The 18,811-nt window shown below is 64.8% G+C and carries 16 protein-coding genes and 1 pseudogene; 10 read left to right on the top strand and 7 right to left on the bottom strand.

The window, feature by feature from the left end; genetic code table 11:
- Positions 1-66 precede the first annotated feature (66 nt).
- Positions 67-2,253: a catalase gene (gene katE, locus U5A89_RS05130; protein WP_338160084.1), complete on the bottom strand. Its 2,187-nt coding sequence runs from the start codon at positions 2,251-2,253 to the stop codon at positions 67-69.
- A gap of 349 nt (positions 2,254-2,602) precedes the next feature.
- Between katE and U5A89_RS05125 the strand changes: the two genes are divergently transcribed.
- The 3 genes from U5A89_RS05125 (at position 2,603) to U5A89_RS05115 (ending at position 7,176) form a co-directional block, all read left to right on the top strand.
- Positions 2,603-4,312, top strand: coding sequence for a thiamine pyrophosphate-dependent enzyme (locus U5A89_RS05125; RefSeq protein ID WP_338160083.1), 1,710 nt, complete (start codon positions 2,603-2,605; stop codon positions 4,310-4,312).
- Entirely contained in the window at positions 4,309-5,958 is a 1,650-nt protein-coding gene (locus tag U5A89_RS05120) for an FMN-binding glutamate synthase family protein (protein ID WP_338160082.1), read from the top strand. Before U5A89_RS05125 ends, U5A89_RS05120 begins: the two co-directional genes overlap by 4 nt.
- Positions 5,959-6,090: 132 nt before the next feature.
- Positions 6,091-7,176 carry a helix-turn-helix transcriptional regulator gene (locus U5A89_RS05115; RefSeq protein WP_338160081.1) on the top strand — a complete coding sequence of 362 codons (1,086 nt, stop codon included), beginning with the start codon at positions 6,091-6,093 and terminating at the stop codon, positions 7,174-7,176.
- Positions 7,177-7,203: 27 nt separating this feature from the next.
- Here the strand turns inward: U5A89_RS05115 and U5A89_RS05110 are convergent, their stop codons facing one another.
- The 6 genes from U5A89_RS05110 to madL all read right to left on the bottom strand — a co-directional run bounded on the left by U5A89_RS05110 (position 7,204) and on the right by madL (position 12,585).
- Positions 7,204-8,640 carry an OprO/OprP family phosphate-selective porin gene (locus U5A89_RS05110; protein WP_338160080.1) on the bottom strand — a complete coding sequence of 479 codons (1,437 nt, stop codon included), beginning with the start codon at positions 8,638-8,640 and terminating at the stop codon, positions 7,204-7,206.
- A 93-nt stretch (positions 8,641-8,733) separates the two neighbouring features.
- Entirely contained in the window at positions 8,734-10,647 is a 1,914-nt protein-coding gene (gene acs / locus U5A89_RS05105; protein ID WP_338160079.1) for an acetate--CoA ligase, read from the bottom strand.
- Between the two features lie 38 nt (positions 10,648-10,685).
- A complete protein-coding gene (locus U5A89_RS05100; RefSeq protein WP_338160170.1) occupies positions 10,686-11,135 on the bottom strand; it encodes a GntR family transcriptional regulator in 450 nt (149 codons plus the stop codon).
- A 5-nt stretch (positions 11,136-11,140) separates the two neighbouring features.
- Positions 11,141-11,371 carry a GntR family transcriptional regulator gene (locus tag U5A89_RS05095; protein WP_338160078.1) on the bottom strand — a complete coding sequence of 77 codons (231 nt, stop codon included), beginning with the start codon at positions 11,369-11,371 and terminating at the stop codon, positions 11,141-11,143.
- A 6-nt stretch (positions 11,372-11,377) separates the two neighbouring features.
- Positions 11,378-12,139, bottom strand: coding sequence for a malonate transporter subunit MadM (gene madM / locus U5A89_RS05090; RefSeq protein WP_338160077.1), 762 nt, complete (start codon positions 12,137-12,139; stop codon positions 11,378-11,380).
- An 11-nt stretch (positions 12,140-12,150) separates the two neighbouring features.
- Entirely contained in the window at positions 12,151-12,585 is a 435-nt protein-coding gene (gene madL / locus U5A89_RS05085) for a malonate transporter subunit MadL (protein WP_338160076.1), read from the bottom strand.
- 176 nt (positions 12,586-12,761) lie between these two features.
- On the opposite strand from madL, the gene mdcA reads away from it, so the two are divergent.
- The 7 genes and pseudogenes from mdcA (at position 12,762) to U5A89_RS05045 (ending at position 18,744) form a co-directional block, all read left to right on the top strand.
- Positions 12,762-14,408: a malonate decarboxylase subunit alpha gene (gene mdcA / locus U5A89_RS05080; protein ID WP_338160075.1), complete on the top strand. Its 1,647-nt coding sequence runs from the start codon at positions 12,762-12,764 to the stop codon at positions 14,406-14,408.
- 12 nt (positions 14,409-14,420) lie between these two features.
- Entirely contained in the window at positions 14,421-14,738 is a 318-nt protein-coding gene (gene mdcC / locus U5A89_RS05075) for a malonate decarboxylase acyl carrier protein (protein ID WP_338160074.1), read from the top strand.
- Positions 14,735-15,652 (top strand): biotin-independent malonate decarboxylase subunit beta, encoded by a 918-nt coding sequence (locus tag U5A89_RS05070; RefSeq protein ID WP_338160073.1) that lies wholly within the window; start codon positions 14,735-14,737, stop codon positions 15,650-15,652. Before mdcC ends, U5A89_RS05070 begins: the two co-directional genes overlap by 4 nt.
- Positions 15,639-16,361, top strand: a complete 723-nt coding sequence (locus U5A89_RS05065; RefSeq protein ID WP_338160072.1) for a biotin-independent malonate decarboxylase subunit gamma — start codon at positions 15,639-15,641, stop codon at positions 16,359-16,361. The genes U5A89_RS05070 and U5A89_RS05065 overlap by 14 nt, the downstream gene beginning before the upstream one ends.
- The gene (gene mdcG / locus U5A89_RS05060) at positions 16,354-16,980 is read left to right on the top strand and encodes a malonate decarboxylase holo-[acyl-carrier-protein] synthase (protein ID WP_338160071.1); all 627 of its coding nucleotides are present in this window, start codon (positions 16,354-16,356) and stop codon (positions 16,978-16,980) included. Before U5A89_RS05065 ends, mdcG begins: the two co-directional genes overlap by 8 nt.
- A pseudogene (mdcB, locus tag U5A89_RS05055) lies at positions 16,977-17,824 on the top strand (triphosphoribosyl-dephospho-CoA synthase MdcB). Before mdcG ends, mdcB begins: the two are co-directional and overlap by 4 nt.
- Complete coding sequence (locus U5A89_RS05045; protein ID WP_338160068.1) at positions 17,821-18,744, top strand: ACP S-malonyltransferase; 924 nt, start codon at positions 17,821-17,823, stop codon at positions 18,742-18,744. The pseudogene mdcB and the gene U5A89_RS05045 overlap by 4 nt, the downstream one beginning before the upstream one ends.
- Positions 18,745-18,811: the final 67 nt, after the last annotated feature.

The following is an 18,811-nucleotide window of genomic DNA, read 5'->3' as shown; positions in this document are numbered from 1 at the left end:
GCTTGGATGCGCGAAACGGGGGATGGCATATAGCCATCCCCCCTCTGTCTCGACCCATGCACCGCGTCAGGCTGTCGGCTGCGCGTCGAGATCGACGCTCAGCTCCCGAGGCCAGTGGCGCAGCGCGTGACAGGCCGTCAGGAAGGCGGCCGCGTCCTTGGCGCTGGCGAGCGGCATGCAGGCTTCGTCAAGATCGTCGGCAATGCCCGCCTTTTCGAACAAGGCCTGCGCTTCCGACGTCAGGGCGATGAACTTGCAATGGGCAAAGGCATCGGTGACGAAATCCTTCGCCGCTGCATCGATCGCCAGCAATGCCGCGCCTTCCAGCGAGGTGACCACAGCGACGGCGTCATACAGCACCGATGGCCCGCCATCGATCTTCTGCTTGGCCGCGACAGCCGTGCCGTCCGACAGGGTGACGCCACCGATTTTCGGCGCGATCACTTCATAGACGGCCTCTTCCTTTTCGACCGCCTTGACCAAGGCGTTGAATATGGCGGCGTCGGCGCCGTCCGTCAGCAATATGCCAAGTTTCCGACCCTTGAAATTATCCGGGCCGTTCTTGAGAATGCTGAGCGCGTCTGATGGCGGGAGGTCCATGATGGTGGGCCGCGCCGCTTGCGCCGGGGTCGGCATGTCCAGGCCCAGGCCGTCGGCGACGGTTTCCGCCAGGGTCGCGTCGATGTTCAGTAGGTGGGACACGGTGCGCGAACGGATGTCGAGCCTTTCCACCTTGCTTAGTTCGAACACCAGCGCATCGCCGATATGCTTTTGCTCGATCGGCGTCTGGCTGTTGAAGAACTGTCGCGCCTGGCTGTAATGATCGGCGAAACTTTCCGATCGCACGCGCTGCTTCGGGCCATCTTCGACCGTCGGCACGCTGGTGAAGCCGCGCACCGGATCTTCGCGCGGGCCGCCCTGCGCCGCGCCCCAGCTATTGGGTTCGTAATTGGCGCGGCCGACCGGATTGCGCATCGCCATATGGCCGTCCTGCTGGAAATGCGCCATCGGGCATTTCGGCGCATTGATGGGGATATGGGTGAAATTGGGGCCGCCCAGACGCTTGAGCTGCGTATCGAGATAGGAGAAGTTGCGCCCCTGGAGCAGCGGATCATTGCTGAAATCGACGCCCGGCGGGACATTGTGGGTCATGAACGCGACCTGCTCGGTTTCCGCAAAGAAATTGTCCACCACCCGGTCGAGGACCAAGCGGCCGACGATGCGGATGGGGACCAGTTCTTCCGGGATCAACTTGGTCGCGTCGAGCACGTCGAAATCGAAACCGTCTGCGAAATCATCGTCGAACAGCTGGACGCCCAATTCCCATTCGGGGAAATCGCCCGCATTGATCGCGTCCCACAGGTCGCGACGATGAAAGTCGGGATCGGCGCCGTTGATCTTAACCGCTTCGTTCCAGGCCACCGACTGAAGACCCTGTTTGGGCTTCCAGTGGAATTTGACGAAGGTCGATTTGCCTTCGGCATTGACCAGGCGGAAGGTGTGGACGCCAAAGCCCTCCATCGTGCGGAGCGAACGCGGGATGGCGCGATCCGACATGGTCCACATCACCATATGCATGGCTTCGGGCGTCAGACTGATGAAGTCCCAGAAATTGTCATGCGCGGTTTGCGCCTGGGGGAAGTCGCGGTCCGGTTCCGGCTTGGCGGCATGGATCAGGTCGGGGAATTTGATTGCATCCTGGATGAAGAAGACCGGGATATTATTGCCGACAATGTCCCAATTGCCTTCCTGCGTATAGAGTTTGACGGCGAAGCCACGCACGTCGCGGGCGAGATCGGCCGAACCCTTCGACCCTGCGACGGTGGAAAAGCGCACGAAAGCGGGCACGCGATCGCCGACGCGTTGCAGCACGTCTGCGCGGGTCACGTCGCTGAGCGATTCCGTCAGTTCGAAATAGCCATGCGCGCCATAGCCGCGCGCATGGACGACACGCTCGGGGATGCGTTCATGGTCGAAATGGAAGATTTTCTCGCGGAAATGTGCGTCTTCGATCAATGTCGGACCGCGTGCGCCTTGCTTGAGCGAATTCTGGTCGTCGGCGACAGGAATGCCCTGGCTGGTGGTCATCACCGCCACGTCGCCGCCTGCGACCTGATGCGTTTCGCCGCCTGCTGCCTGCTGTTCCGCATAGCTGTTCGATACGGCCTCTGCCGGAGCGGGCGGCGGCGCCTTCTTGGGCGTTTCGCCTGCTGTCTTGCTGCTATTCGGATCGGTTTTCGCGGATTTTGACATGGGCAATCCTCTTTATATGACAGGCGCGCGCAACAAACCGCCCGGACGGGCAGGTTTTTGAGGGTCGATGTCGAAGGATCGGCCGTATCGCAGGGCGCGACGCGACCGATGTTCAGGGGTCATAACCCCGGAACGATCCACGAGTTGCGCCGAAAAGAGCGAACTGATCTGCATCATAACGATTTTGGCGGTGGTTGCTTACGCGGGCGCGAGGGCTTTGCGGGGACAGCCGCTGACGACATGGTGTCGATCCTATTTATGCGGATCAAACATAACGCATTTGTAACGGAACATGCATGGCGCTCACCGCTTTCCACCTGCGTCTTGCGATGCAATTGGGGATATGTGGATGAGCACGGTGGCCGAGATAATCGTTGAAACGCTGGCCGCGGCGGGTGCCAGCCGCTGCTACGGCGTGCCGGGCGACACGCTCAATCATATAACTGATGCGATCCGACAGAGCGATATTCGCTGGGTCCATGTGCGCCATGAGGAGGCGGGTGGTTTTGCGGCGGGCGCTGACGCGCTGTTGACCGGAGAACTGGCCTTGTGCGCCGGGTCATGCGGACCGGGCAGCCTGCACTTCATCAACGGTCTGTTCGAATCCCACCGCAACCGTGCGCCTGTGGTGCTGATCGCCAGCCAGATCGTCCGCGACGAACTCGGGTTCGATTTTCCGCAAGAGGTCGATTTCAAGCCGATCTATCAGTCCTGCAGCGTGTTTTGCGAGGAAATCCGGACCCCCGAACAGGCGCGACGCAAGACCGCGATGGCGGCGCAGGCGGCGCTGGCGAGAAAGGGCGTGGCCGTGCTGATCGTGCCAGCCGATGTGTCGAGCGCCAAGGCGCCCGACGAACCGGCCTTTGCGGTGCATGTCGCCCAGCCAGTGATACGTCCGTCCGATGCGGAACTGGACCGTATCGCCGCGTATCTGGGCGAAGGCAAGAAGATCGCCATCTATGGCGGATCGGGTTGTGAAAAGGCGCATGATCAAGTCGTGGCGCTCGCCAATGCGTTGCAGGCGCCGATCGCGCATACGTCGCGCGCCAAGGATTTTCTGGAGCATGACAATGCCTTCAATGTCGGCATGACCGGCATTTTCGGCGGTGAAGCTGGCTATCATGCGCTCATGTCCTGCGACACATTGTTGTTGCTGGGCTGCGATTTCGCCTGGCGGCAATATTATCCTGAAAAGGCGACCATCATTCAGGTCGATATCGACGGCACCCATTTGGGTCGGCGGCATCCGGTGGATATGGGTGTCGTGGGCGATATCGCGGCGACGATCGACGCGCTGATGCCGCGGATCGCGCCCCGCAGCGACCGTCACTTTCTGGATGAATGCCTGACCCATCGCGCCAAAACGGTGGAGGATGAGGGCAAACATGCGACCGTCGGCAAGGGCGGCGCGATTCATCCCCAATATCTGACCGAAGTGATTTCCCGTCTGGCGCCTGCCAACGCCATCTATACCGCCGATGGCGGATCGCCGATGGTCTGGTGCCTGCGCCATGTCGCCGCCACCGGGCAGAACCGCACCGTGATCAGCCTGAGCCATGGCACCATGGCCAATGCCATGCCGCAGGCGCTGGGGGCGAAGGCGGCTTTCCCCGATCGGACGGTGATATCGCTGTCGGGCGATGGCGGCATCGCCATGCTGCTGGGCGACCTGTTGACGGCGGTGCAGGAAAAGCTGCCGATCAAGGTGGCAGTGTTCAACAATGGCGCGCTCGACTTCGTGGAAATCGAACAGAAGGTCGAAGGGCTGCTGGAAGCCTATACCGAACTGGTCAATCCCGACTTCGCCCGCGTTGCCGAGGCGATGGGTTTATGGGGCCGCCGTGTCGAGAAGGCCGAGCAATTGGAAAGTGCGGTGCGCGACTGGCTGGCGACACCCGGCCCGGCTTTGCTGGACGTGGTGACGGATCGATATGAACTGGTCATGCCGCCCAAGGTCGAGGCAGGCCAGGTTGCCGGCATGGCGCTTTATTCGGCCAAGGCCGTGCTGCACGGGCGCGGGCGCGATGTGGTGGGGATCATCCGGAACTTGCTGTCATGACCGAACGGTCGCCCCTGGTCGCCACCCTGACCCGCGACCATGCTATTTCCCGCAACCTGCTGCTGCTGGCGGGATTGATCGGCACGCTGGCCGCCCTTGTCATCGGATGGCGACATCCCCGCGCTTTGTGGTGGCTGCTGCTGTTCGCGCCGCTGCTGGCCTTGTCACTGGTGGACCTGCTCCAGCCGCATCATTCGCTGCGCCGCAACTATCCGGCATCCGCACGATTTCGCTGGCTGTTCGAATGGCTGCGCCCTTTTCTGCGCGCCTATATCGTGGAAAGCGACCTGGATGGGCGTCCTTACAGCCATGACGAGCGCGCGCTCGTCTATGCCCGCGCCAAGGGGGAGGTGGATGCTCATCCGTTCGGCACCGAACTGGATGTCTATTCGGACGAATATGAATGGCTGGCCCATTCCATCGCCCCGTCGCGCGATGCGCCCAAGGAAACGCGCGTGCATGTCGGCACAGACCAGTGCAGCCGCCCCTATCAGGCGGCGCGGCTCAATATTTCGGCGATGAGTTTCGGCGCTTTGGGCGCCAATGCGATCGAGGCGCTGAACCTGGGCGCCAAGATGGGCAATTTCTATCATGATACCGGCGAAGGCGGATTGTCGCCCTATCACCTCAAACATGGCGGCGACATCGTCTGGGAAATCGGGTCGGGCTATTTCGGCTGCAGGGACAGCCGGGGCGGTTTCGATCCGCAGCATTTCGCCGATCGGGCAGCCCATGATGCGGTCAAGATGACCGAGATCAAGCTGAGCCAGGGCGCAAAGCCCGGTCATGGCGGCCTGCTCCCCGGCGCTAAGGTCACCGCGGAAATCGCCAGCACCCGCGATGTGCCGATGGGCGAGGATTGCCTGTCGCCGCCGGGGCACAGCGCCTTTTCCACGCCGATCGAACTGGTCGAATTTGCTGCGAAAATGCGTGACCTGTCCGGCGGCAAGCCGGTCGGCATCAAGCTGTGCGTCGGCTATCCCCATGAATTGTTCGCCGTGGTGAAGGCGATGGTCGAAACCGGCATATTGATCGACTTCATCGTGATCGACGGGGCGGAAGGCGGCACGGGCGCGGCGCCGACCGAATTGTCCGACCGGGTTGGCATGCCGCTGCGCGAAGGATTGATGCTGGCCCGCAACGCGCTGGTGGGCACCAACCTTAAGGACAAGGTCCGGCTGGTGGCGTCGGGCAAGGTCACGTCGGGCGCTGGCATCGCAATGAACGCGGCGTTGGGTGCGGACTGGTGCAACGCCGCCCGCGTGTTCATGTTTTCGCTGGGTTGCGTCCAATCGATGCGGTGTCACACCGATACCTGCCCGACCGGGGTCGCGACGCAATCGCCCGCGCGGCAACGGGGGCTGGTGATCCCGGACAAGGCCGAAAGGGTCGCCCGGTTCCAGCGGGCGACGCTGTCTGCGCTGCACGACATCGTCGTGGCGTGCGGCCTCAATTCGCCGGACGAGTTTACGCCCGATGGGCTGCGCCAGCGGATCAGCGCCGTGGAGATGCGATCGATGGACGAACTCTACCCGTTCGTGGAACCGGGCGAGTTGCTGGAGGGCGCGCGCGACGCCCGACTGGCACGATGGTGGGCGCAGGCCGACCCAGCATCGTTCAGGCGGCGGACAGTGTCGGCCAACTGAAGTCTGGCGTCATGAGATAGGCCGCCGACCATTTGGCGGTCGCGTTCTACCCAGAGGATACGCATCGCCGGTTTTGGCGTGGGCCGGCCGCTATGGATGGACCTCCCAAATGGGAAGATATATGACGTACCGATGCGATTGGATGATTCCGGCCTGTTGGCGAGCCTGCACGAAGGGATGTTCCACCAGCCGCTCTGGCACGAATTTCTGGAACGGTTGAGAAACCGGACGCAGACACGCTATACCAGTCTGGCTTTCCGGCCGATCGACGAAAACCGCATCGTGGAATTATATGCCGGCCCGCAAATGCCGCCGCATCTCGATCGGCTGTTTGCGGAAAAGTTCACGCGCGATCCCTTGCCTTATCGAACGATGCGCGAAGGCCGCGTCTATCCGCTGGATGACCTGATACCGGCGGACGACGCCATGCTGCAATCCTATCGCAGCGACTTTCTGCAAGGCCTGGGTGTTGAGGATATTCGCGCGGTGCGGGTGACTGAGCCGAGCGGCGTCGATGCCTGGCTCAGCTGCGCCGGGGACCATATGACGTCATCGACCACGGCGATATTGATCGCGCTGGTGCCGCATCTGAGGACAGCGCTGCGCAGCTTCGTCGCGTTGGAACGGGAAAGATTGCGGTCGACGTTGACGTCCGAGGCCTTTGGCCGGTTGAATTTCGGTTGGCTGACGCTGGACGGCCATTGTCGTATCCTGGACATGACGGCCCATGTCGATCATCTGTTCCAGCGCAGCAGCGTGTTGCGGCGGGGACGCTATGACCGCCTTACGCCCACCTCGCCCAGGCTGGATCGCGAACTGACGATGCTGGTCAAAGCCTTTGGCGAGAATATCGAGGCACGGCCGCGCGCGATCAACCTGAGCCGGGATCCGTGGATCGACATGCTGATCGCGCCGTTCCGGGGGGCATCGGTCGCGGCGGGGGATAACCCCGTCGCGATCGTGTATCTGAGCGGCGATCGATCGTCCCAAGCCGACCGATGCGAACAATTGGTGGAGCTGTTCGGCCTGCTCCCCAGCGAAGCCCGGCTCGCCTGGGAAATGGCGCAGGCCATTCCAATCACGCAGGCGGCCGCCAATCTGGGCCTGACGGTGGAAACGGCGCGCAATTATTCCAAGAAAATCTACGCCAAAATGGGCGCGCGGGGCCAGGCCGAACTGGTGCGCATCATCATGAGCAGCGTATTGGCGATCACTTAGCAGCTAGTCCGTGCCCCGCGCCATTCGCTAGAAGGACACGGATACGCGCGCGGTTGCGGTCTGCCCGTCATCCTTGCCGGTGAATGCGCCGGACCGGTTGTCTGTCTCCCAATGGATGACGTTGACCATCAACCGCACCAGATTGGTGAGATACCAGTTGCTGCCCAGCGTCGCGGCCCATCCGCTGCCCCCGGTGGGCAGCCCGTCGAAGGACAATTGCTCATAGCGGGCCACCAGTTCGATCGCGCCGGTGCCGCCGTCCAGTATCGAATGGCGCACCTTGGGCTGCGCCAGATTGCCGGTGCGCGGATTATAGGGGGGTAGTTCGCCGGTCAGGAACCATCCGCCCGAAAGGCTCATGGCGCGCGTGTCGAACGTCTCGCCCTGCCGCGTCCTTGCCTCTCGCTGGCCCCATTCGCCCATCAGCCATAATGGTCCTGCATATCCGCCCAGTTCCAGCCCGTAGCCGGTATCGCCGGTTCCGCCGGTCAGCGTACCGGTGGAGATGCGCAGCGCATCGTTGAACCGTCCGCCGATCGCCGCATTGCGCGTCAACAGGCCCGCCGTGCCGGACAGATGCTCGTCGAACGCCCATGCGCCCAAGTGGATCAGCGAACGGTTGGTCTTGAGCGGGTTCCAATGGCCGCGCACGATGATCGTGCGGCTGTCGCTGGCGGCCTGCGTCCCGTCCACCCGGTCGCCCGTCAGCGTGAAGGACATGTGCCAGTTGGGACCGAACAGGCGCGGCTGGATGCCCACGCCATAAAAGGCGCGCTGCGGGATGATCGATGTCGCCACCGTGTTGCGATCCAGGAATGGCGTCATATCCGACCGTGTGCCGCCTTCGAAACTGCGATCGTTGAACAGATGGCCGACCCGGATGTCATATTCCAGTGCCGTGCCCGCGATCCGGTTGCGCCAGCCGACGAAGGCGGTGACGAGATCGACGCCATTATTCGCATAGTCTACCTCGAACTGGTAGAAGAGGTGCGGGCCAGCGCCGCCCTCCATCCCCATGCGCAAGGCCCGGCCACCCGTCGTCGTCATGTTGCGATCGGTATAGCGCGACCCCATGGTCGAACTGGCGTCGATCAGGATGCGCCCGCGCGGCTTGAAGGTGAAGCGCCCGTCCGCCGATCGCAGCAGCGGCGCGCCGCTGTTCCAGTCGGTGGTCAGACCCGCCGGATTGGCGGCCTTCGCCTGCGCCAACGACAGGTCCGCCGGGCCGGGCATCACGATATTGGGAAAAGGATCGACCGCGACCGACGCGCTGCGGGGCGGGATGACGATGGTCGCGGGCGGCGCACTGCTCGCCTGCGCAACGGGCGCACTGCGCGCCTCCAACGCATCGAGTCGCGCGCGCAGCAGCCGGATCTCCTCCGCCTGCTGCCGGACGATGTCCTCCAGCGCAGGCGTGGCGGTCGCCGCCGCCTGCACCGCCATACATCCATAGAGCGCCGCCATGGCGGTCGCACACCTTCCAACAGGCATATCTCTCTCCCCGACGCCCGGCTCGTTGACCGGGCGCCTCTTTCCTCTGTGGTTAAGTGACGGCTGTCAGGCCGCTGGCGCCTCGAACCGCACCCGGTTTTCCACCAGATCGTCCACCACCGCCGGGTCCGCCAGGGTCGATACGTCGCCCAGCGCCCCGGTGTCGTTCTCCGCGATCTTGCGCAGGATACGGCGCATGATCTTGCCCGACCGGGTCTTGGGCAGGCCCGGCGCGAACTGGATGGCGTCGGGCGTCGCGATCGGCCCGATTTCCCGCCTGACCCAGTCGCGCAACGCGCGGCGCAAATCCTCGTCCGCCTCGACGCCCGCGTTCAACGTCACATAGGCGTAAATGCCCTGCCCTTTCACGTCATGGGGGAAGCCGACCACCGCGGCTTCGGCGACGACATCATGCAGCACCAGCGCCGATTCCACTTCGGCGGTGCCCATGCGATGGCCCGACACGTTGATCACGTCATCGACGCGCCCGGTGATCCAATAATAGCCATCCTCGTCCCGCCGCGCGCCGTCGCCGGTCGTATAAACCCCGGGAAAGGCGCTGAAATAGGCTTCGAAGAAGCGCTTGTCGTCGCCCCACACGCCGCGCATCTGCCCCGGCCAGCTTTGCCGGATGACCAGATTGCCCTCCGCCGCGCCTTCCAGCGGCGTGCCCTCATGATCCAGCAGCGCCAGGTCTACGCCGAAGAATGGCAGCGTCGCCGATCCGGGTTTCAGCTTCGTGTCGGGCAGCGGCGTGATCATATGGCCGCCCGTTTCCGTCTGCCACCATGTATCGATCACCGGGCAGCGCTTGTCGCCCACCACCTCATGATACCAGCGCCATGCTTCGGGATTGATCGGCTCGCCCACCGTGCCCAGCAAGCGCAGCGAGGCGCGGCTGGTCGATCGCACGAAATCGTCGCCCTCCTTCATCAGCGCGCGCAGCGCCGTGGGCGCGGTGTAGATGGTCGCGACCTGATGCCGGTCCACCACTTCCCACATGCGGCTGGGCGTCGGCCAGTTGGGCACGCCTTCATACATCAACGTCGTGCCGCCATTGGCCAGCGGGCCATAGACGATATAGCTATGCCCGGTGATCCAGCCGATGTCGGCGGTGCACCAATAGACTTCGGGCGCACGATAATCGAACACCGTCGCATGGGTCATCGCCGCCCACAGCAGATAGCCGCCGGTCGTATGCACCACGCCCTTGGGCTTACCGGTCGAACCCGACGTATAGAGGATGAACAGCGGATCTTCCGCCGCCATCGGTTCTGGCGCGCAATCGACCGATACTTCGGCGGCGAGCGGCGCATAAAAATGGTCGCGCCCTTCGCGCATCGCTACGTCCGTGCCGGTCGCCTCGACCACCAATATCTTTTCGATCAGGCCGCACAGGTCGGCGGCTTCATCGACGCAGGCTTTGAGCGGCACGCGCTTGCCGCCGCGCCGCCCCTCATCCGCCGTCACGACGATGTGGCTGCCGCAATCCTCGATCCGTCCGGCCAGCGCCTCGGGCGAAAAGCCGCCGAACACCACGCTATGCACCGCCCCGATCCGCGCGCAGGCCAGCAGCGCGAAGGCCGCCTCCGGGATCATCGGCATATAGATGGTGATCCGGTCGCCCTTCTTCGCGCCCAGCCTTTTGAGCACATTGGCGAAGCGACACACCTCTGCATGAACTTGCGCATAGGTGAAGCGGCGCGGCGCGTCGGATGGATCGTCCGGCTCCCACAGGATCGCGACCTGATCGGCGCGATCGGCCAGATGCCGGTCGATGCAGTTGGCCGATACGTTGAGCACGCCATCCTCGAACCAGCGGATGCGGAAATCCTCTTCGCCAAAGGACCAGTTGCCAGCCATGCCCGGCGCGGTCATCCAGTCGAGCCGTTCGGCCTGCTGGAGCCAGAAGGCGTCCGGTTCGGCCAGCGAGCGCGCATAGGCCCGGTCGCGATCGTTCAGATCATGGGATTGCTGCATCATTCTCTCCTTCTTGTCCGATTGAGGAACGGGGCGGCTTATTGCCCGCTCCCGCCATGGTCGGCGATATATTGGTCGAGGGCACTTGCGGCGTTCAGCATGTGCGCACGCATCCGTCGCGCCGCCAGTTCGCCATCGCCCTCTGCAATCGCCGCCATCACGCCGTCATGTTCGTCGCGCGAATGCTGGATGCGATTGCCCTGCCGCAATTGCGTGCGGCGAAAGGCGTTGAGCCGCGTGCGCGTGGCGATCGCCTGTTCCGCCAGAAAGCTGTTATGCGTGGCGTTATACAGCGTCTCATGAAACTCCCGGTTGAACGCGTCATAGCCATCGACATCGCCTGCCAGCACCAGCCGTTCGGACTGATGATGCAGGCGCAGCAAATGGCTGCGCTCCAACGGGGTCATGCGATGCGCGGCCAGCCGGACGCACATCGCCTCGATCTCCGCCATCGCCTCAAACATGTCCATGATCCGCTCTGGCGTCATGCGGGTCACCACGACCCGCGCCGGGGGCGCATCTCAACCAATCCGCTCACCGCCAGTTGCCGCAGCGCTTCGCGCACCGGCGTGCGCGACGCGCCGAACCGGTCGGCCAGCTGCTGCTCGTCCAGCTGCGTGCCGGCGGGCAGCGCGCCATGCGCAATCTCGTCGGTCAGCGCATTGCGGATCTTGTCGGACAGCAGCGCCCGATCGTCATCGTCAGCAGGGACAAGGTCAGTCATCTTCGATCACCCGTTGATGGCGTGGACCGCCAGATAAAGGAGCGACGGCGCGACCAGACAACCAAGGCCGGTATGGAAGGTCGCAGTCAGCGCGCCATAGGGCACCAGCCGACGATCCGTCGCCGCCAGCCCGCCTGACACGCCGCTGACCGTCCCCATCAATCCGCCGAACACCATGGCGGAGCGCGGATTGTTGAGGCCGATCCATTTGGCGACGAAGGGCGTGCCGACCATCACGCACACGGCCTTGAGCACCCCGGTCGCGATCGACAGCGCGATCACCGCCGAGTCGGCGCCCAGCGCCGCGCCCGTCACCGGTCCCACGATATAAGTGATCGCGCCCGCGCCGATCGTCGTCAGCGACACCGAGTCGGTATAGCCGAACGCCGCCGCCACCAACGCACCCAGGATGAAGGGCAGCACCGTGCCTAGCCCCAGCGCCACGACGCCGATCAGCCCGGCCTTCTTCGCCTGCACCACATCGACTTCGAACGCGGTGGCGGTGATCGCGAAGTCGCGCAGCATCGCCCCGCCCATCAGGCCGATGCCCGCCAGCATGGGAATGTCCGCCACGCCCTTCTCCCCGCCGGTCCACAGCCCGGCAAAAAATGCAGCGGCCAGCCCCAGCAGGATGGCGATCGCCGACCCGTGGACCCGGCCCAGCGTCAGATATTTGGACAGGGCGTGCGACAGCCACATCGCGATGCCGACGACCGCAAAGGCGGTCAGCAGGCCATTGGCTGCCAGAACATGGTTGATCATGGTCATGCTCTGTCTCCTCAGGCCCGGTTATCGGCGGCGATGGCGGCGGATTCCTGGGCGATCAGGCTGCGCGCCTCGATCTCGTCCATCGTTTCTACGGGGCCGCCCAAACGGCTGATCAGCGCGACGGTCGCAAAGCACAGCAGCACCGCGCCGATCCCGGCGATCACCACCACCGGCCCGCCTTCGACAGCGGCCACCACATTCTGCTGCGCCGCCATCGCGACCACGATCGGGATATAGAGCGCGCCCCAGAATTCGACGCCCAGCTTCAGGCCCGGGCTGGCCAGGCCGCGCCGGTCGAGCCAGAGTCGCGCGCCGATCAGCAGGATCATGGCAATGCCGACGCCGCCGACATTGGCCTTCACGCCCAACGCTACGCCGAGCATGTCACCCAGCCCTACGCCAAGCAGTGTGCAAATCGCGAGCAATGCTACGCCGGAGATCGTCATGGCCGCTCTCCGCATCTGGTTGCGGGCGCGCTGATCGCATACACAGTCATATCATTCATCCTTTCCGGTATGCCGTTCTGACGTCGGCGTTGACATGAGTATGCACATCATGGCATTAATCTCAATAGCGAATACATAAGCGAGCGAAAATGTCGCTCCTGGATACAGGACGGGATATGCGAGACTGGAATAGCAAGCGGCGCGGCCGCGAAGACCGGATCAACGCGGGCCAGCACTTGTCCACCGGCAAGCTGGTGGACAAGGACAGGCTGACCGCCTTTCTGGAGGCCGTCATTAAACCGGGCGACCGAGTCTGCCTGGAAGGTGACAACCAGAAACAGGCCGATGTGCTGGCGAAGGCGCTGGCCGCCGCGGACCCCGCCCGGTTGCATGACCTGCACATGGTCCAGTCGGGCGTCGTGCTGCCCGAACATCTCGACCTGTTCGAAACCGGCATCGCCAAGCGCCTGGATTTTTCCTATTCCGGCCCGCAATCGGCGCGGATCGCCAAGATGCTGTTCGGCGGCCAGATCGAACTGGGCGCGGTGCACACCTATCTGGAACTCTTCGCCCGCTACTTTATCGACCTCACGCCGCAGGTCGCTCTGATCGCGGCGGTCAGCGCCGACAGAGACGGCAATCTCTACACCGGTCCGAATACCGAGGACACGCCGACCGTCGTGGAGGCCACCAGCTACGGCAACGGCCTGGTCATCGCGCAGGTCGGAGAGATCGTGGACAAGGTGCCGCGCGTCGACATCCCCGGCGATCAGGTCCATTTCGTCGTGGACGCGGCCAAGCCCTTCTATGTCGAACCGCTCTTCACCCGCGATCCCGCCGCCATCACCGAAACGCAGATCCTGACCGCGATGATGGCGATCAAGGGGCTGTATGCGCCCTATGGCATCCGGCGGCTCAACCATGGCATCGGCTTCAACACCGCCGCGATCGAACTGCTGCTGCCCACCTATGGTGAGAAGCTGGGCCTTAAGGGCAAGGTCTGCACCCATTGGGCGCTCAACCCCCACCCCACGCTGATCCCCGCGATCGAGGCGGGCTGGGTGGAGCAGGTCCATTGCTTCGGGTCGGAAGTAGGCATGGAGGAGTATCTGCGCGCCCGCTCCGACATCTTTTTTACCGGGCCTGACGGGTCGCTCCGTTCAAATCGGGCCTTCTGCCAGACGGCCGGGCTATATGCCTGCGACATGTTCATCGGATCGACGTTACAGATCGACCTTGCAGGACATAGCTCGACCGTCACCGCCAACCGCATCGCCGGATTTGGCGGGGCACCCAATATGGGGTCGGACGCCCGAGGGCGCCGCCACCCCAGCGAGCCTTGGCTGCGCGCCGGGGCGGAGGCCGATCCGGACGGTCCCGCGCCGCTCCGCCGGGGCCGCAAGCTGGTCGTGCAGATCGGCGAAACATTCGGCGACGGCAATGCGCCGACCTTCGTGGAGCGGCTCTCCGCCCTCGACCTCGCCGAAAAGCTCGACCTCGATCTCGCCCCCGTCATGGTTTATTCCGATGACGTCAGCCATATCGTGACGGAGGAAGGCATCGCCAACCTGCTGCTGTGCCGGGACAAGGATGAGCGCGAGCATGCCATTCGCGGCGTCGCGGGCTATACCGAAATCGGCCGGGGCCGCGACCGCAAGATGGTGGAGCGGCTGCGCGAACGCCGCGTCATCCAGCGGCCGGAGGATCTGGGCATCGATCCGCTCGACGCCGATCGCCGCCTGCTCGCCGCCCATTCGATCAAGGATCTCATGCTGGCGTCCGGGGGGCTGTATCGCCCGCCCAGCCGCTTCCGCAACTGGTAAGGAACCACGGCGATGGAAAATCTCCGCTTTGAACTGCCCGCCCCGCGCGCGGCATCGGGTACGAAGGACAGCGCGATCGTCGGCGTCGTCGCATCGGGCAATCTGGAAATATTGCTCGAACGCACCGACACGCCCGACCGGTGCGTCATCGACATCGCAACCGCAGCCCATGGCTTCGACGCGCTGTGGTCCGCCGTCACCGCCGATTTCGTCGAACGTGTCGCGACAGGCGGCCTGCGCATCACCATCAACGATGGCGGCGCACGGCCTGACACGGTGTCGCTGCGCCTCGCCCAGGGTGTCCGTACGATCGAGGAACCGCAGGCATGAGTGAACCCCACCCCGCGCAGCAGCGGCTGAGCTGGTACGAAGCCAGCGCCCGCGCCCGCATCGATGCGCTGGTCGATTCCGGCAGCTTCACCGAATTTCTGGGACCGCAGGCGCGCGAAATGAGTCCGCACCTGCCGATCTTCGACCTGCCGCGCCAGCTGGACGACGGCATCGTCGTCGGCGCGGCCAGCCTCGACGGCGTGCCGATCCTCGTCGCCGCGCAGGAGGGCCGCTTCATGGGCGGCGCATTCGGCGAAGTGCATGGCGCGAAACTGACCGGCCTGTTGCAAGCGGCCATCGCCCTGAAGCGCAACGTCGTCATCGCTTTCGACACCGGCGGCGTGCGCTTGCAGGAGGCCAATGCGGGCGAACTCGCCATTGCCGAAATCATGCGCGCGGTGCAGGACGCGCGACTGGCAGGCGTGCAGGTCGTCGGCCTGATCGGCGGCCGGGCAGGCTGCTATGGCGGGGGCAGCCTGATCGCGGGCTGCTGCTCCGCACTTATCATATCCGAGCAAGGACGGCTCAGCGTATCCGGTCCCGAAGTGATCGAAACCAATCGTGGCGTGGAAGAATTGGATTCCCGCGACCGGGCGCTCGTCTGGCGCACCATGGGCGGCAAGCATCGCTATCTGATCGGCGGCGTGGACGCTTTTGTCGAGGATGACGCCGCCGAATTCCGCGCCGCCGCGATCGGCGCGCTGGCCAGGGCGACGCAACTCGACCTGCCCGTGCTGACCGCCGAACAACGCCGCCTGGAGGCGCGCGTGCAGCGCTTTGGCGACGCCCCCGACGGTCGCGACATCTGGACCGCGCTGGGCGTATCCGACGCGCAAGCCATCCCCGAATTGCCGACACAGGCCTTTTTGACGGTGGCCGACGCGCACCGGGAGACTGCCGATGACGCCCGCTGATATCCTCGCCTCCCTCTTCCCGCACGGCCATGCGGTCGCGGACATCGACCATCTGCCCCATGGCAGGGGCTGGATCGATGCGGATAGCCCGGTCCATGTCGTCGGTATCACCGGCGGCACCTTTCCGGGCGTGGACGAAGCGCTGACCGTCTCGGCACGCATCCTGACCCTCGCCGCAGAGAAGGACCGGACGCCGATCCTGTTCCTGCTCGATTCGGGCAGCCAGCGGATGAGCAAGCGCGACGAACTGCTGGGTCTCAGCGAAACGCTGGCCCATCTCGCCAAGTCGCTGCGCGCCGCCGAACAGGCCGGACATCGGACAATCGGCCTGCTCTATGGCGGCACGGCGGCGGGCGCGTTCATCGCGACGGCGTTGGCGTGCGAAACGCTGGTCGCGCTCCCCGGCGCGCACCCGGAGGTCATGGACCTGCCGTCGATGGCGCGGGTGACGAAATTGTCGCTGTCCGTGCTGGAGGAAAAAGCGCGCGCCACCCCGGTCTTCGCGCCGGGCCTCGACAATATCGTCGCGACCGGCGGCATTGCAGCCGTCTGGGATGAGAGCCAGCCTCTGGCCGCTCAACTCGCTGCCCTGCTGGCGCAACCTGCCAGCGACGAAAGCCGGGCCGCTATGGGCCAGGCGCGCGGCGGTCGGCCCAAGGCCGCGGAGATTGCCGACAGGGTGCGCTGTCAGGCGCTGGCCCATGACTGATAGGGCGTTCACGCGGCACATGCTCGCCTATGTCACGCCCGGCGCGTGGCATGGCGTCATCGCGGGCGAAAGCGATTCTGTGCTGCTTGGTTGGGCGGACAAGGGCTGGCCGACGATTATCCGGCGGCCCGATTGTTCCGACACCGGCGACGCGATCCCGCTGGGCCTGCCGCTGCCCCCCTCGATGGGCAAGCGGCGCGTCGCCCTGCGCTGCGAACGCCAGGCGATCCTGCGCCCCGCCCCGCCGCCGCTCTTGCAGGACGCGGCCAGCGCAGCGCCCGACGCATGGCAGATCACCATCGCCGCGCTGCTGATCCTCGATCCTTTGGCCCGCTGTTTCGGCAGCCTAGCCTGGGCCTCCCTCACCGGCTTGCCCTATCTGTCGGACACGTCCGACCTCGACCTGATCCTGAATGTGGCGGATGCCCCCACCGCCGATCATGTCGCCCGCGAACTCGCCATCATCGCCGACACGGCCCCTATGGCGATCGACGCGGAATTGACCGCGCCGTCGGGGTCCGCCGTGCAATGGCGCGAATGGCATAGCGGCGCGCAAACGCTGGTGGTCAAATCCATGGAAGGCGCGACGCTCGTTCAGCGGCAGGCGTTGTTCGCATGACCCTGCGCGCCCGGATCGCCCCCGCCTTCGATGGCGAAGCGACCGCCAGTGCTATCGGGCGACTCGCCACCCGATCGCTGGTGCAGGAGGTCGAAACCTGGCCGAAGCCCGGCCTCGTCAGCCACCGGGACAATGGCGCGCATCGCGACATGGATGCCGACATGCTCCGCCGCAGCGCCTACGTCCTGCAACCCTGGTTCGTCGCGCTGGCGCAGGCGGGTGCGGACGGGGCCGACATGGGGCGCTTGCGCGTGCTGGGCATAGAGGCCGAAGCCGCCATGCGCGCCGAAACGGACGGCGTGAATACGCATAAGGGCGCGATCTTCGGCATGGGGCTGCTCGCCGCCGCCGCCGGATGGCGCGCCTACACGGGCACCGGCATGGCGCTGGGCGCGATCATTGCCGCCCGTTGGGGCAGCGCCATTCTCTCCGGCCCGGTGGAACTGCACAGCCACGGCAGCCAGGTCGCCCGCCGTTACAAGGCAGGCGGCGCGCGTCCGGAAGCGGCAGAGGGTATGGCATCGCTATATAGGGTAGGCCTGCCCGCCCTCCATCAAGCGCGCGCCATTGCGCCGGACGACGAAGAAGCCGTCCGCGTTCACCTGTGCATGGCGCTGATCGCGGAAGTCGGAGACAGCAACCTCCTTTACCGGGGGGAGCGGAAGGCTTGGCTTTCGCGCAGGCGCAGGCCCGCGATTTTCTGGTGCATGGGGGCATCGCCTGTCCCGACTGGCAGGACCGGGCCGTGACGATCCATCGGCGCTTTGTCGAACGGAACCTCAGCCCGGGCGGTTGCGCCGACCTTCTGGCGATGACTTTGTTCGTGGATGGGCTGGAGACATGACGCTGGCCCTGCTCTGCTCGGGCCAGGGGAGGCAGAGCCGCGATATGCTCGACCTGTTGCAGGGGCAGACGGCGGTCGTGCCGATCCTCGACGCCGGATCGCGTCTGTTGGGCCAGGACGTCCGCACGTTCCTGCGCGATGCGCCGGATGCGGATATCTACGCCAATCACGCCAGCCAATTGCTCTGCGCGATGCAAGCGCTGGCGGTTCATGCGGCACTGTTTCGGGACGGTGCGCCGTCCGACACGCTGGTCGCGGGTTATAGCGTGGGCGAGGCCGTCGGCTGGGGCGTGGCGGGCATATGGTCCGTGCAAGACACGCTCAGCCTGATCGATGCACGGGCGCGGGCAATGGATGGAGCGGGCAAAACCGGGGACGGGCTGGCCTATGTGCGGGGATTATCGCGTACCGATATGGATCGGCTGTGCACCGCGCATGATGCCGATATAGCGATCATCAACCCGGCCCTGCTGTTCATCGTCGGCGGCAGTCGGTACGCGCTTGCCGTCTTGTGCGCGGAAGCGATGATGCAGGGTGCGACCAGTGCGGGCGCCCTGCCAGTGCATGTCGCGTCGCACACCAGGCATCTGGCGGCGGCGGTACCGACGGTCGAGGCCGCCTTTCACGCGCTGCCTGCGGCCCGACCGTCGCTCCGCATGTTGAGCGCCACCGACCAGACGATCGTGCGCGATCCGGCCAGACAGGTCGATGCCCTGGCAGCGCAGGTCGCCCGCACCATCGACTGGGACGCGACGCTGGTGGCGTTGGGCGAACGGGGCGTCACGCAAATATTGGAACTGGGGCCAGGGTCGGCATTGGCCGATATGGCGCGGGAAGCGTTGCCCGATGTCCCGGTGCGGAGCGCGGCGGATTTCCGCGCTGTCGATGGGATGCGGCACTGGATAATGTCCGGCGCATAAGCGCAATACCATGTTGGCGAACGATACCGCCTGCGCCTGTGCCTACGCCGGAGTCAATATATCAAAC

This window comes from Sphingobium sp. HWE2-09 (assembly GCF_035989265.1).
Lineage (GTDB): Bacteria > Pseudomonadota > Alphaproteobacteria > Sphingomonadales > Sphingomonadaceae > Sphingobium.
Note: the sequence above shows the minus strand (reverse complement) of the source record. Positions and strands in the feature narration are given on the sequence as shown.